The sequence below is a fragment of the Streptomyces sp. 8N114 genome (assembly GCF_052245835.1).
Lineage (GTDB): Bacteria > Actinomycetota > Actinomycetes > Streptomycetales > Streptomycetaceae > Streptomyces.
On sequence record NZ_JBQQBT010000004.1, the window covers coordinates 194449 to 207855 of the forward strand.

Annotated in this window: 11 protein-coding genes; 7 read left to right on the top strand and 4 right to left on the bottom strand. The window is 71.3% G+C overall.

The genetic code is table 11. The features are described 5' to 3' along the window. Window positions 1-189 precede the first annotated feature (189 nt). Window positions 190-1776, top strand: coding sequence for a TROVE domain-containing protein (locus ACTWQF_RS11680; protein ID WP_443279178.1), 1587 nt, complete (start codon window positions 190-192; stop codon window positions 1774-1776). A gap of 92 nt (window positions 1777-1868) precedes the next feature. On the opposite strand, the gene ACTWQF_RS11685 is transcribed toward ACTWQF_RS11680, so the two are convergent. Beyond that, window positions 1869-2957 carry an SLAC1 family transporter gene (locus ACTWQF_RS11685; protein ID WP_443279180.1) on the bottom strand — a complete coding sequence of 363 codons (1089 nt, stop codon included), beginning with the start codon at window positions 2955-2957 and terminating at the stop codon, window positions 1869-1871. Between the two features lie 70 nt (window positions 2958-3027). On the opposite strand from ACTWQF_RS11685, the gene ACTWQF_RS11690 reads away from it, so the two are divergent. Further along, the gene (locus tag ACTWQF_RS11690; protein WP_443279181.1) at window positions 3028-3948 is read left to right on the top strand and encodes a LysR family transcriptional regulator; all 921 of its coding nucleotides are present in this window, start codon (window positions 3028-3030) and stop codon (window positions 3946-3948) included. Here the strand turns inward: ACTWQF_RS11690 and ACTWQF_RS11695 are convergent. The 3 genes from ACTWQF_RS11695 to ACTWQF_RS11705 form a co-directional block, all read right to left on the bottom strand. Beyond that, window positions 3938-4660: a gamma-glutamyl-gamma-aminobutyrate hydrolase family protein gene (locus tag ACTWQF_RS11695; protein WP_443279183.1), complete on the bottom strand. Its 723-nt coding sequence runs from the start codon at window positions 4658-4660 to the stop codon at window positions 3938-3940. The two genes, ACTWQF_RS11690 and ACTWQF_RS11695, sit on opposite strands and share 11 nt — an antisense overlap. A gap of 196 nt (window positions 4661-4856) precedes the next feature. Beyond that, a complete protein-coding gene (eat, locus tag ACTWQF_RS11700; RefSeq protein ID WP_443279185.1) occupies window positions 4857-6347 on the bottom strand; it encodes an ethanolamine permease in 1491 nt (496 codons plus the stop codon). A gap of 159 nt (window positions 6348-6506) precedes the next feature. Continuing rightward, the gene (locus ACTWQF_RS11705; RefSeq protein WP_443279186.1) at window positions 6507-7238 is read right to left on the bottom strand and encodes a FadR/GntR family transcriptional regulator; all 732 of its coding nucleotides are present in this window, start codon (window positions 7236-7238) and stop codon (window positions 6507-6509) included. Window positions 7239-7337: 99 nt separating this feature from the next. Here ACTWQF_RS11705 and ACTWQF_RS11710 point away from each other — a divergent pair, with 99 nt between their 5' ends. From ACTWQF_RS11710 to ACTWQF_RS11730, 5 genes are all read left to right on the top strand, one after another. Continuing rightward, window positions 7338-8705, top strand: coding sequence for a glutamine synthetase family protein (locus ACTWQF_RS11710; RefSeq protein ID WP_443279188.1), 1368 nt, complete (start codon window positions 7338-7340; stop codon window positions 8703-8705). 46 nt (window positions 8706-8751) lie between these two features. Beyond that, window positions 8752-10155: an aldehyde dehydrogenase family protein gene (locus tag ACTWQF_RS11715; protein ID WP_443279189.1), complete on the top strand. Its 1404-nt coding sequence runs from the start codon at window positions 8752-8754 to the stop codon at window positions 10153-10155. Next, a complete protein-coding gene (locus ACTWQF_RS11720) occupies window positions 10152-10946 on the top strand; it encodes a 3-oxoacyl-ACP reductase (RefSeq protein WP_443279190.1) in 795 nt (264 codons plus the stop codon). The genes ACTWQF_RS11715 and ACTWQF_RS11720 overlap by 4 nt, the downstream gene beginning before the upstream one ends. Window positions 10947-11137: 191 nt before the next feature. Next, a complete protein-coding gene (locus ACTWQF_RS11725) occupies window positions 11138-12439 on the top strand; it encodes an HAD family hydrolase (RefSeq protein WP_443279192.1) in 1302 nt (433 codons plus the stop codon). 52 nt (window positions 12440-12491) lie between these two features. After that, window positions 12492-13382: a DUF2510 domain-containing protein gene (locus ACTWQF_RS11730; protein ID WP_443279475.1), complete on the top strand. Its 891-nt coding sequence runs from the start codon at window positions 12492-12494 to the stop codon at window positions 13380-13382. Window positions 13383-13407 lie beyond the last annotated feature (25 nt).

Below are 13407 nucleotides of genomic sequence, written 5' to 3' on the forward strand. Positions count from 1 at the left end.
TCGCATCCGATCTCGGGAGGCGTGCTCGGCACAACCGGAGCGCCCGGTGCGTGGACGACGGTTACTTCACTTTCCATGAACCGGCCCGTCGTCCGTCCTGAAGTCCTCGGGCGCTTCCGGAATGCCGCACGCCCGCTTTCCCCGAGGCGCATGCCGTTCCACGCACTGTGAAGGCAATTCGGGGGAATCATGAGCAAGTTCAACAAGCAGCACACGCATGCGCGCAACGCGCTCACCGTCACCCACGAGGGCGGCAAGGCGTACGTACGGGATGCCAAGTCCGAGCTCGTACTGCTCGCCGTGGTGAACATGGTCGGTGAGGACACCTTCTACGAGTCGGCCGCCGACCGCGACAACCGGTACGCGGACCTCGTGCACACCGTCGCCGTCGAGGACGGCCCCTGGACGGCCCGCTTCGTGGCGTGGCTGCGTGACGAGGCGCAGATGCGGTCCGCCTCGCTGGTCGCCGCCGCACACGCCGTCTGGGCGCGGCTGGCCGAGGGCAGGCACGGCGACAACCGCGAGATCGTGGCCGCCTCCTGCCGACGCGCCGACGAGCCGGGCGAGTTCCTGGCCTACTGGACGGCCACGTTCGGCCGCGCCGTTCCCAAGCCCGTCAAGCGGGGCCTCGGCGACGCGGTGCGCCGGCTCTACAACGAGAAGGCGCTGCTGAAGTACGACACCGACAGCCACGCATTTCGGTTCGGCGACGTACTGGAGCTGATCCACGCCGCGCCCGACCCCGACAAGCCGTGGCAGGGCGAGCTGTTCCGGCACGCGATCGACCGCAGGCACGGCCGCGACGCGCAGATCCCCGAGGCACTGCCGACGGTGGCGGCCCGCGCCGAGCTGATGGCGGTCCCCGCCGTCGACCGGCAGTACGTGCCCACCCAGCCGGACGGGCCCGCCGCTCTCGCCCGCGCCGGAATGACCTGGGAGGCACTGGCGGGCTGGCTCCAGGGCCCGATGGACGCGGCGGGGTGGGAGGCCGTGCTGCCCTCGATGGGGCTCATGGCGCAGCTGCGCAACCTGCGCAACTTCGACCGCGCGGGTGTCTCGGACGAGGCGGCGCAGCAGGTCCTCGACCGGCTGCGGGACCCGGAGCAGATCGCCCGCTCTCGGCAGTTCCCGTACCGCTTCCTGTCCGCGTACCGCGCCGCGCCGTCGCTGCGCTGGGCGCACGCGCTGGAGCAGGCACTCGCCGCCTCCACCGCGAACGTCCCGTCGCTGCCCGGCCGTACGCTGCTGCTCGTCGACTCCTCGGGCTCCATGCAGGGCTCGGTCTCGGCACGCTCCAGCGTCACCCATGCGGACGTGGGCGCGCTGTTCGGCGCCACGCTCGCACATCGTGGTGAGCAGGTGGAGATGTACGGGTTCGCCAACGGGCACTTCCGGCACGAGCTGCCCCGGGGCGGCTCGGTGCTCCCGGCGATCGAGGCGTTCCGCTCCCGGCTGGGGGAGGTCGGGTACGGCACGGAGACGGTGGCGGCGCTGCGGGCGACCTACGACGGCCACGACCGGGTCGTGATCGTCTCGGACATGCAGGCGTTCCACTACCCGGGGAACGAGGCGCGCGGCGTCTCGGTCTCCGACGCGGTACCGGCCTCCGTGCCGGTGTTCGGCGTCAACACCTCCGGGTACGCGCCGTCCGCGCTGGACACCTCGCGGCCCAACCGCTTCGAGATCGGGGGCTTCTCCGACAAGCTGTTCACCATGATGGCGATGCTGGCCGAGGGTGAGGGCGCCGTCGGCCGGCCGTGGGAGAGCGGCAAGTAGACGAGGGGGCTCCGGCATCGGCCGGGGCCCCTCTCCTCGTGACCGAGATCCGGACGCGGAGCAGGGTTTCGCCGAACTCCACGGGTTCTCAGCTACCGCGCCGCGAGCAGGGCTCCGCTGATCAGCCCGCCCAAGGTCCGTACGGCAGCCGTGGCCCAGGCGGCCAGCAGCAGTGCGTACAGCCCTGTCGCCAGCCAGCCGAAGGCATCGGCGCCGGTGTGCCGCCACACTGCCGCGGCTCCGGTCACACAGGTGCCGACGGGAAAGGTGAACGCCCACCAGGTCAGGGAGAATCGCATCCCCTGCCGCGCGGCCCGCACCACCAGCGCGGCGGACAGCGCGAGCCACAGCAGGGCGAAACCGAGCACCGGCACCCCGTACAGCACCGACAGGGCCCCGAAGGAGCCGGGCTCGACGTCGGCGAGGTTGCCCAGCGCTGTCGCCGACTGCCCCAGCGGGCCGAGGACGAGGAAGAGCAGCGGCGTCATCGGCACCGGCAACGGGCCGTCGTGCAGGAGCCGCGCGAAGACCAGCGGCAGGATCAGCAGTGTTGCCAGCAGGCTCATCCCGAAGAGCGCGAAGGAGCCCAGCAGCATCGTCTGCCTCGGCTGCCCCGCGGGCAGCTGCGCCGCCAGCGGCGGGCCGAGGGCTGCGGAGACCATCGGCGCCACCACCGGCAGCAGCCACACCGGGCTGGCGCTGCCCGGCCGCACGTCATGCCGGGCGATCATCAGATACGGCACTGCCACCGTCGCCACCAGCCCCACCGCCGTACCGGCCGTCCACAGCGCCGCATCGATGCCCACGGCCCCCGGCACCCGGAGCGCCAGCGCCCCGCCGCCCACGGCCAGCAGCGCCATCGCCAGGCAGCCGTAGAACGGGGCCACCTCCGGGTCGAGCAGCTGGGCGCGGGCCCGGTCCCGGTGCCGAAGCCAGTGCCCGGCGCGGGCCACCAGCAGCACCAGCAGCAACGCCGCCGCCAGCGTCCATACGCCCTCCAGCACGGCGTGCGGCGGGCGGACGGGCAGCGTGGTGCCGGCGGCGGGGACGATGGCGGTGCCCATCACCGCCGCGTACCAGTTCGGGCCCAGCGCGCGCAGCCGGGCGGGGGCGGAAGGGCTCAGTGCTGCGGGCGGGGCAGGGGTCGGGGCGCCGGTGGTGGCGCGTACGGATGCGGTCATGTACTCACGCTCGTCCCGGACGGGCCCGACGGCCAGAGAGCCTGCCCCTATGAGGGCATAAGCTGAACCTATGAGCGATACGGAGGGTGTGCCCGGTGGCCTGGCACACCGGGTGCCGGACCTGGGGGCGCTGGAGCTGCTGCTGGCCGTCGCCCGGCTCGGCAGCCTGGGACGCGCTGCCCGCGAGAGGGGCGTGAGCCAGCCCGCGGCCAGCGGCCGTATCCGCTCCATGGAACGGATGCTGGGCGTCACCCTGCTGGAGCGCTCACCCCGCGGCTCGCGGCTGACGGCAGCCGGCGTGCTGGTCACCGACTGGGCGCGGCGCATCGTGGAGTCCGCCGAGTCCTTCGACGCGGGCGTCAGTGCGCTGCGCGACCGCCGCGACTCCCGGCTGACCGTCGCGGCCTCCATGACGATCGCGGAGTATCTGCTGCCCGGCTGGCTGATCGCGCTGCGGACCGAGCGGCCGGACACCGCCGTCTCGCTGCGCGCGGGCAACAGCGCGGCCGTGGCCCGTATGGTCCTGGACACGGAGGCCGACCTGGGCTTCGTCGAGGGGCTGGGGGTGCCGCCCGGGCTGGACGGTACCGTCATCGCCCGCGACCGGCTGCTCGTCGTCGCGGCCCCCGGGCACCCGTGGACCCGGCGCCGCAAGCCGGTCGGGCTGCACGAACTGGCCGCCACCGGGCTGGTGCTGCGCGAGCCGGGCTCCGGTACGCGGCAGGTCCTCGACGCCGCGCTCGCCGAACACGGCGGGCTGGCGCCGCCGCTGCTGGAACTCGCCTCCACCACGGCCGTCAAGGCGGCGGCGGTCAGCGGCGCGGGCCCCGCCGTGCTCAGCGAACTGGCGGTGGGCGAGGAGTTGTCAGCGCGGCGGTTGACCGAGGTCGCGGTGGCGGGGCCCGAACTCGGCCGCGCGCTGCGGGCTGTCTGGCCCCGCGGGTCCAGACCCACGGGGCCCGCACGTCAGCTGCTGGCCCTCACCCGCTGACGCCGGATGCCGCCGCGCCGACCAGGGCCTGCATCAGCCGGAGGTCCTCACCTGCCTCCGGGTGCCACTGGACGCCCAGTACGAAGTGGCCGACGGCGCCCGGGAGTTCGAGGGCTTCGACGGTGCCGTCGTGGGCTGCGTGGGCGGCGGCGACGAGGCCCTCGCCGAGCCGGTCCACCGCCTGGTGGTGGTACGTCGGTACGGAGACGGTCGCCTCGTCCTCCAGCACCTTGGCGAGCAGGGTGCCGGGGACAGGGGCGACGTCGTGCGGGGTGAAGACGCCGGGGGCGCCGCGGTGCGCTTCCGTGGTGGGCATGTGCTGGACGAGGCTGCCGCCCAGCGCGACGTTGAGGATCTGCATGCCCCGGCAGACGGCCAGCAGAGGAACGCGTCGGGCCAACGCCTCGTGAGTGAGGGCCAGCTCCCAGGCGTCGCGTTCGGGGTACGCGGGACCGGTGCGCGGCTCGCGGTCGGCGCCGTAGCGGGGCGGGTCGATGTCGGGGCCGCCCGCCGTGACGAGGCCGTCGAGGCGGGAGAGGGTCTCCGCTGCTGCCGCGGGGTCGTCGTCGGGCGGGAGGAGCACTGCGCGGGCGCCGGCCTGCTGCGCCATGCGGTGGTAGCCGGCCGGCAGGAGCGCTGCGGGCAGGTGCCAGTCGCCCCAGCGGGCCGAGGCTTCGAGGTAGGTGGTGATGCCGATGAGGGGTGGTGCCATGTCTTCTCCTTTACGCCGCGAGGGCCTACGGCCGGCCCGGCGGATCTTGCGTACCCGGCATGGGGGAGACGCGCCCCGTCAGGGGCGCGGGGAACTGCGCGACCAGCCACGATGAAGCCGCAGCCTGCGGCGGCCGGGCAAGGGCACCCCCTTCCCAGAGCAGGGGAGGGCGCCGCAAGACACCGCCGGGCAACCCCTAGTCGCGTAGCTCCTCCTCCGCCTTGGCCAGCGCCGCGAATTCTTCCTCAGGGGCCGCGGCCACCAGTCGGTGGCGGCTGTAGAGGGCGAAGTAGGCAATCGCGACCGCGTAGACGGCCAGGGCGATCAATGCTGCCTGCTTGTCGACCAGGAAGGTGGCCACCAGCGCTGCGAGGGCCAGGACCAGGGCGACGGAGGACGTCAGTACGCCGCCCGGGGTGCGGTAGGGGCGGTCCAGGTGAGGCTCACGCTTGCGCAGCACGATGTGGGAGAGCGACATCAGCGCGTAGGAGATGGTGGCGCCGAAGACCGCTATGTTCAGCATCGTCGCGCCGTCTCCGCTGCTCGCGGCGAGGGCGAAGCCCAGCGCTCCCGGCAGCAGCAGGCCGAGGTAGGGCGCCTTGCGGCGGCTGGTAAGGGAGAGGAAGCGGGGCAGGTAGCCCGCCCGGGAGAGGGCGAAGAGCTGGCGGGAGCCGGCGAAGATGAGGGAGAAGAACGAGGCGACCAGACCGGCCAGCCCCGCGTAGTTGACGACGCGGGAGAGCGCGGTGGCCTTGCCGTCCGGCTCCAGGGCCTCGACCAGCGGGTTGCCGACGTCCTGGATGGCTGCCGAGCCGCGCGCCCCGGTGGCGGTGACGAAGGTGAGCAGCGCGAGCAGCAGCAGAATGCCCATCGACCAGGCCATGGCCTTCGGCAGCGTACGGGCCGGATCGCGGGTCTCCTCGGCGGCCAGCGGTACGCCCTCGACGCCGAGGAAGAACCACATGCCGAACGGGAACGCCGCCCAGATGCCTAGGACGCCGAACGGCAGCCAGGAGCCGGAGCCGAAGGCGCCGTGGTCCACCGGGATGTCGTTCAGCGCGCTGGTGTGGAACTCGGTGAGCGCGCCGAGGACGAACACCAGCAGCGCCGCGACCGCGATGGCGGTCACGATGAGCGAGAAGCGCAGTGCCTCGCCGACGCCCCACAGGTGTACGCCGATGAAGAGGGCGAAGCACACCAGGTAGACGGGCCAGCTGGACTCCAGTCCGAACAGGCCGAGGGATTCGATGTAGTCGCCGATGAAGCAGACGATGGCGGCTGGTGCGAGGACGTACTCGATGAGGATGGCGGTACCTGTCAGGAAGCCGCCCCACGGGCCCAGGGCGCGCCGCGCGAAGCCGTATCCGCCGCCTGCCGTGGGCAGGATCGCGGACAGCTCGGCCAGCGCGAAGACCATGCAGGTGTACATCAGGCCCATCAGCACGGCGGCGACGGCCAGTCCGCCGAAGCCGCCCTCGGCCAGGCCCGCGTTCCAGCCGGAGTAGTCGCCGGAGACGACGTAGGCGACCCCGAGCCCGGTCAGCAGCAGGGGACCGGCGCTGCCGCGCCGCAGCGTACGGCGCTCCAGATAGGCCGCGTCCGGATCGGGCCGTGCCGCCTGGGCGTCCGGGGTGCCCGAGGTGCTCGGGGTGCCGTCCCGGGTGGGGGACTCGGACTGTTCGGTCATGTGCCACACTCCCGCCGTCATCCATTGGTGTGCTGGCATACCTTTGTGGCCGGAGGCGGCCGGGCGCAACCCTTGTGCGTGAAGGAGCTGTAACCGCAAGCGGCATTGCATGCCATAGAGGACATACCGGACGGGCCGTCCTCCGTGCCCGTATCCGCCCTACGTCAGGAATCCCCGCAGCAGTGAGGCCGTACCCGCGCAGTGCTCGCGGGCTATGGCCCGGGCGCCCTCGCCGTCCCGCTCCAGTACGGCGGCCACCAGTGCCGCGTGCTGCTGCTGGGCGTGCTCCAGGTTCCGTACCAGCAGCGGGATGCGGTTCAGTAGATCGTTGAGCTTGGCCCGTACAGCGGCGTACTGCGCGGTCAGTGAGGGGGAGCCGGCCAGCTCCACCAGGGTCAGATGCAGCAGCGTGTCGTGTCTGCGGTAGTCGCCCGGTGTCGCTTCACGGGTGGCGTCCAGCGCTTTCCGCAGCCGGGCGGCCTCCGCCGCGGACAGTCCGCGGGTGGCGCACAGCTCGGCGGCGCCCGCCTCCAGGACCTCGCGGAAGGTGAGGGTGTCGGCCAGGTCCGGCGCCCCGGCCGGCAGCCGTACCCGTCCCTGTGCTGCGTCCTCGGTCTCGCCGTTGACCGGCTGGGGGAGTACGAAGGTGCCGCCGTACCGGCCGCGCCTGCTCTCCACCACGCCCTGTTCGGCCAGCACTTTGAGCGCCTCGCGCAGGGTGACGCGGCTGATGCCGAGCCGTTCGGCCAGCTCCCGCTCGGCGGGCAGCCGCTCGCCCTCGGCGACCAGGCCCAGCCGGACGATCTGAAGGATCTGTTCCAGCGCTTCTTCGAAGCCGTTGCCCGCGTGTACGGTGCGCAGGATCGTGGCCAGCCTGTCGTCCTCCGGCATAGAACCCCCTCCCATTTCGGAGACTTCGCAGACCCTCTTCCTTTTCAAAGGTCTGCACGGCTACCTTATGGCTTCCGCGGACCGACAGGAGGCCCACTCGTGGCAGACCGCACACCATCGCTCGCCGTGTCCGAGCTGAGGAGACTCGTCGACGCGGGCGAGATCGACACCGTCGTCCTGGCTTTCACCGATATGCAAGGGCGCCTCCAGGGAAAGCGGTTCGCCGCGCCCTACTTCCTCAACGACGTACTCGACGGCGGCACCGAAGGATGCAACTACCTGCTCGCCGTCGACGTGGAACTCAACACCGTCGACGGCTACGAGATGTCCTCCTGGGAGCGCGGCTACGGTGACTTCGCCATGCACGGCGACACCGCCACCCTGCGCCGCATCCCCTGGAACCCCGGCACCGCGCTGCTCACCGCCGATCTGGCCTGGCACGACGGCTCGCCCGTCGTCGCCTCGCCGCGGCAGATCCTCCAGCGTCAGCTCGACCGGCTCGCCGAGCGCGGCTGGCACGCGTATGTGGGCACCGAGCTGGAGTTCATGGTCTTCCAGGACACCTACGAACAGGCTTGGGACAGCGCCTACCGGGGCCTGACCCCCGCCAACCAGTACAACGTCGACTACTCCATCCTCGGCACCGGACGCGTCGAGCCCCTGCTGCGCCGGATCCGCAACGAGATGGCCGCAGCCGGCATGGTCGTCGAGTCGGCCAAGGGCGAGTGCAACCTGGGCCAGCACGAGATCGCCTTCCGCTACGCCGACGCGCTCACCACCTGTGACCAGCACGTCATCTACAAGACGGGCGCCAAGGAGATCGCCGCGCAGGCGGGCCAGGCGCTCACCTTCATGGCCAAGTACGACGAACGCGAGGGCAACTCCTGTCACATCCACCTCTCGCTGCGCGACGAGGAGGGCGGCGCCGTCCTCGCCGACGACGAGGGCGAGCACGGGATGTCGCCCCTGATGCGGCACTTCCTGGCCGGACAGCTCGCCGCGCTGCGGGAGTTCACCCTGCTGTACGCGCCGAACATCAACTCCTACAAGCGCTTCCAGCCCGGCTCCTTCGCCCCCACCGCCGTCGCCTGGGGACCCGACAACCGCACCTGCGCGCTGCGCGTCATCGGCCACGGCCACGGGCACCGCTTCGAGAATCGGGTACCGGGCGGCGACGTCAACCCCTATCTCGCCGTCGCCGGAATGATCGCGGCCGGGCTGCACGGCATCGACAACGAACTGGAACTCCCGGCGCCCTGCACCGGCAACGCCTACACCGGTGACGCCGCGCACGTACCCACCACCCTGCGCGAGGCCGCCGCCTTGTGGCAGGAGAGCACGCTGGCCCGCGCCGCGTTCGGTGACGAAATGGTGGACCACTACCTCAATATGGCCCGGGTGGAACAGCGGGCCTTCGACACCGCTGTGACGGACTGGGAGCGCTACCGCTCCTTCGAACGCATGTAAGTCATCACATGTAAGTCTTCCGAGCGCAGGTAAGGACTTCACCGCAGTGCAGCACGAGCAAGAGGAACCCACCGCACCACCGGCCGAAAAGCTGGAAGTCGTCAACCCGGCGACGGAGGAGCTGATCACCACCGTCCCCGTCACCACGCCCGAGGAGGTCGACCGTGCGGTCGGCCGGGCCGCCGCGGCGCAGACCGCCTGGGCCGCGCTGCCGCCCGCCGACCGGGCCCGGCTGCTGCGCCGGTTCGCCTCCGTTGTCGACGGGCACATCGAGGAGCTCGGCGTCCTGGAGATGCGCGAGGCCGGGCACCCGCTGAGCAACGCCTGCTGGGAGGCGAGCAACGTCCGCGACCTGCTCGACTACTCCGCGGGCGGCGTCGAGCGGCTGACGGGGCAGCAGATCCCGGTGGCCGGCGGCGTCAACCTCACCTTCGCCGAACCACTGGGCGTGGTCGCCGTCATCGCGCCGTGGAACTTCCCCATGCCGATCGCCGCCTGGGGCACCGCGCCCGCGCTGGCGGCCGGTAACGCGGTGCTCCTCAAGCCCGCCGAGACCACCCCGCTGACCGCGCTGCGGCTGGCCGAGCTGGCGCTGGAGGCCGGGCTGCCCGAGGGGCTGTTCCAGGTACTGCCGGGCGAGGGGCCCGTCACCGGTACCGCGCTGGTCGAGCACCCGCGCGTCGCCAAGGTCGTCTTCACCGGCTCCACCGCCGTGGGCAAGCGCATCATGGCCCAGTGCGCGGCGTCCGTGAAGCGCGTGACCCTCGAACTCGGCGGCAAGAGCCCCAACATCGTCTTCGCCGACGCCGATCTGGAGCGCGCGGCGGCCACCGCGCCCGGCTCCTTCCTCGACAACACCGGCCAGGACTGCTGCGCCCGCAGCCGTATCCTCGTCCAGCGCACCGTCCACGACCGGTTCCTGGAACTCCTGGAGCCGGAGGTGCACGCCTTCCGGGCCGGCAACCCCGCCGACAGCACCACCGCCATGGGCCCGCTCATCTCGGCCCACCACCGGGAGCGGGTGCGCGGATACGTACCCGAGGACGCACCCGCGCTCATCCGCGGCACCGTCCCAGAGGGCCCCGGCTTCTGGTACCCCGCCACCGTGCTGGCCGGCGCGGCGGGGGAGCGGGCCGCCGTCGAAGAGGTCTTCGGCCCCGTCGCCGTCGTCATCCCCTTCGACGACGAGGACGAGGCGGTTCGGCTCGCCAACGACACCGACTACGGGCTCTCCGGCTCCATCTGGACCCGCGACAGCGCCCGCGCCCTGCGCGTGTCCCGCGGCGTCGCCGCCGGAAACCTCTCCGTCAACTCGCACAGCAGCGTGCGCTACTCCACCCCCTTCGGCGGCTACAAGCAGTCCGGACTCGGCCGCGAGCTCGGCCCCGGCGCGCTTGCCGCCTTCACCGAAACGAAGAACGTCTTCATCAGCACCGAGGAGAGCCAGTGAGCGCCACCGACTCCGAGACTGTTGTGTGCCGTCGCCTGGTCGGGCGTACGGCCGTCGTCACCGGCGCGGGCAGCGGCATCGGTCTTGCGACCGCCCGCCGCCTCGCCTCCGAGGGAGCCCACGTCGTCTGCGCCGACGTCGATGACGAGCGCGGGGAGGCCGCCGCCGCGGAGACCGGCGGCCTGTACGTTCAGGCCGACGTCACCGACCCCGAACAGGTCGAGGCGCTCTTCCGCACCGCGAACGAGACGTACGGCTCCGTCGACATCGCCTTCAACAACGCGGGCATCTCGCCGCCCGACGACGACTCCATCCTGGAGACCGGACTGGACGCCTGGCAGCGCGTGCAGCACGTCAACCTGACGTCGGTGTATCTGTGCTGCAAGGCGGTACTGCCGTACATGCGGGCGCAGGGCCGGGGCTCCATCATCAACACGGCTTCGTTCGTGGCCGTGATGGGCGCTGCCACCTCGCAGATCAGCTACACCGCATCCAAGGGCGGGGTGCTTGCCATGTCCCGCGAACTCGGCGTCCAGTTCGCCCGCGAGGGCATCCGGGTCAACGCGCTGTGCCCCGGTCCGGTCAACACCCCCCTCCTCAAAGAACTCTTCGCCAAGGACCCTGAGCGGGCGCAGCGGCGCCTGATCCACGTGCCGGTGGGCCGGTTCGCCGAGGCACACGAAATCGCCTCGGCGGTCGCGTTCCTCGCCAGCGATGACGCCTCCTTCGTCAACGCCGCGGAGTTCTTGGTCGACGGCGGTATTGCGGGCGCCTACGTCACGCCTCTGTGAGCGCCGCCTCCAATGCTTGAGGGCCCAGCCTTCTGACGGGTGGGTGGGGCGGCGGTGGTTTGAGGGCCGGGGGTTGGGGGGTCTTCCCCCCACCCCCCGCCCCCGCCCCGTTTCCCCCCAAACAAAATGTCCCACCCCAATGGATGTAACGTACACAAAGTAACTGTCGATCATCAGGAGAGGCGCCAAAGATGCGTAGCAGATCCGTCCTGACCACTGTCATCATGGCCGCGGCCCTCGCCGCAACCCTCACACCGGGCCCCGCCCAAGCGGACAGCACTCACAAAGACGGGGCACGCGATTGCCCGCAACTCTCGGCGAACCTCACCTGGCACGGCGACAACCGAGCGAAGCTCCAACGCACCATCGACGAGCGCGGAAAGTGCTCCGCCCATTGGCGGGGCGGCAAGCACGGGGACCGTCCGGTGGCCGCGTTCGACTGGGACAACACCATCGTCAAGAACGACTCGACCGACGCCACCATCGCCTGGGCCCTCAAGCACGACAAGATCCTGCGCCCCGAGAACTGGGCGGACACCAGCAAGTGGCTCACCCCCGCCGCCGACCGGGCCCTCACGAAGGCGTGCGGCACCGACGTACCGGTCGGGCACCCCCTCCCCACGTCCAGCAACGCCGCGTGCGCCGACGAGATCCTCCAGGTGCGCGGCGAAGCCGAGACGATGAGCGGCGAGAAGGCGTTCGCGGGGAACTGGAACCACCGGCGTACCGTTCCCGAATACGCGTGGGTCCCACAACTCTTCGCGGGGCACACAGTCGCTGAGCTCCGCAACTACGCACGGGCCGCCCGCGACGAAGCCTTGGCGGCGCCCGTCGGCAGCGAGCAGAAGGTCGGCACCCACACAGTGCCCGCCTACAGCCGCTACTACGAGCAGCAGAAGGATCTCCTCCGTACGCTCAAGAAGGCCGGGTTCGACGTCTACATCGTCTCCGCGGGCTCCGAGCCGGTGGCGGAGGAGTGGGCGAGCGGCGTCGGTATCGACCGCAAGCACACCCTCGCCATCCGCAGCGTCGTCGAGCACGGCAGGATCACCCCCTGGACCGAGGGCTGCGGCGGCATGCCCCGCAGCAAGGGCGAGGTGATCCCCTACATCGAGGGCAAGCGCTGCGTCATCAACCAGGACATCTTCGGCATCAAGGGCGCCCGGGCCTGGCAGCAGCAGGACTGGCGGCACCGCATCGCGATCGGCGGCGGTGACGCGGACACCGATGTCACCTTCGTCGGTGACGCGACGGGCACCCACCTCGCGCTCAACCGCAACAAGCCGGAGCTCATGTGCCGGGGCTACGACGACGCCGACGGTCGCTGGGCGGTGAACCCGATGTTCATCGAGCCGCTGCCGCGCAAGAAGGAGCCGTACCCGTGCGCCACCGAGGGCTTCACCAACCCTGACGGTTCGCTCGGCCCGGTGCGCAGGAGCGACGGTTCGATCATCCAGGACCAGGAGGACACCGCCTACGGCGCGGAGGCGTAGCGGGGGCGCCCCTCGGGGTCGTACGAATGTGCCATAGGGTGCGACCGTGAGCATGACGACCCCGCCCGGCTGGTACCCCGATCCCGGGCAGACGCCTCAACTCCCGCCTCAGGACCGCTGGTGGGACGGCAGTACCTGGACCAGCCACACCCGGCCCGGCGCGGGCGTCCCCCCGCAGCCGGGCCCGGGTGGCGCGGGGGCCGGGCGAGGCCAGCTCATCGCGGGCATCGTGGGCTCGGTCGTACTGGCCGCCGCGCTCGCGGTGGGCGGGGTACTGCTGCTGGGCGGCGGCTCGGACGACAAGAAGCCGAAGGCGGCCCCTTCCTCCTCTTCCTCCTCCGCGGCGCCGGACGAAAGCGCTCCGCCCGAGGACGAGGAGACCCCGTCACCGAGCACGTCCCCCGGCGACGTGGTACCGGAACCGAAGCTCGGCGTCGGGCTGACGGTTCCGAAGGAGTGGGAGCAGGCGAACCCCGACTCCAGCTTCGTCAGCCACAAGACCGAGTACGTGTGCCCCGGTCAGAACACCAACTGCGTGCGCGGCGGCGCGCAACTGCTGCCCGTCTCCAGCGGCTGGGAGGGCAAGGAAGCGCTGAAGGAGGCCACCGAGCTCCAGGTGGCCAAGAACGCCAAGGAGGCGTACTCCAAGAAGGCGTACGGCGGGATCACCTCGCACAAGGTCGTCAAATCCGGTGCGGTCACGGTCGCCGGTCAGCCCGGGTACCGCATCCGCTGGCGGGTGGAGAACAAGCTCGAACCGGACGCTTTGGTCGAGGCTGTCGTCTTCCGCTCACCGCACCTCAAGGACGACATCCTCACCCTCTGGAGCAGCGCCGACATCGCCCCGAAGTCGCCCCCCGCCTCCGATCTGGACAAGCTGCGCAAGGGCATCGTCAAGACCGGCCTCGGCGAGGAGGACGACGGAAACAACGAGTCCGTCTGAGCAACGGCACCGTCCCGCCCCGGGG

Excerpts from the sequence above, each read along its gene's own strand:
- eat (WP_443279185.1), bottom strand. The coding sequence starts at position 6,347 with ATGACCGAACAGTCCGAGTCCCCCACCCGGGACGGCACCCCGAGCACC.
- ACTWQF_RS11680 (WP_443279178.1), top strand. The coding sequence starts at position 190 with ATGAGCAAGTTCAACAAGCAGCACACGCATGCGCGCAACGCGCTCACC.
- ACTWQF_RS11685 (WP_443279180.1), bottom strand. The coding sequence starts at position 2,957 with ATGACCGCATCCGTACGCGCCACCACCGGCGCCCCGACCCCTGCCCCG.
- ACTWQF_RS11730 (WP_443279475.1), top strand. The coding sequence starts at position 12,492 with ATGACGACCCCGCCCGGCTGGTACCCCGATCCCGGGCAGACGCCTCAA.
- ACTWQF_RS11725 (WP_443279192.1), top strand. The coding sequence starts at position 11,138 with ATGCGTAGCAGATCCGTCCTGACCACTGTCATCATGGCCGCGGCCCTC.
- ACTWQF_RS11690 (WP_443279181.1), top strand. The coding sequence starts at position 3,028 with ATGAGCGATACGGAGGGTGTGCCCGGTGGCCTGGCACACCGGGTGCCG.
- ACTWQF_RS11705 (WP_443279186.1), bottom strand. The coding sequence starts at position 7,238 with ATGCCGGAGGACGACAGGCTGGCCACGATCCTGCGCACCGTACACGCG.
- ACTWQF_RS11695 (WP_443279183.1), bottom strand. The coding sequence starts at position 4,660 with ATGGCACCACCCCTCATCGGCATCACCACCTACCTCGAAGCCTCGGCC.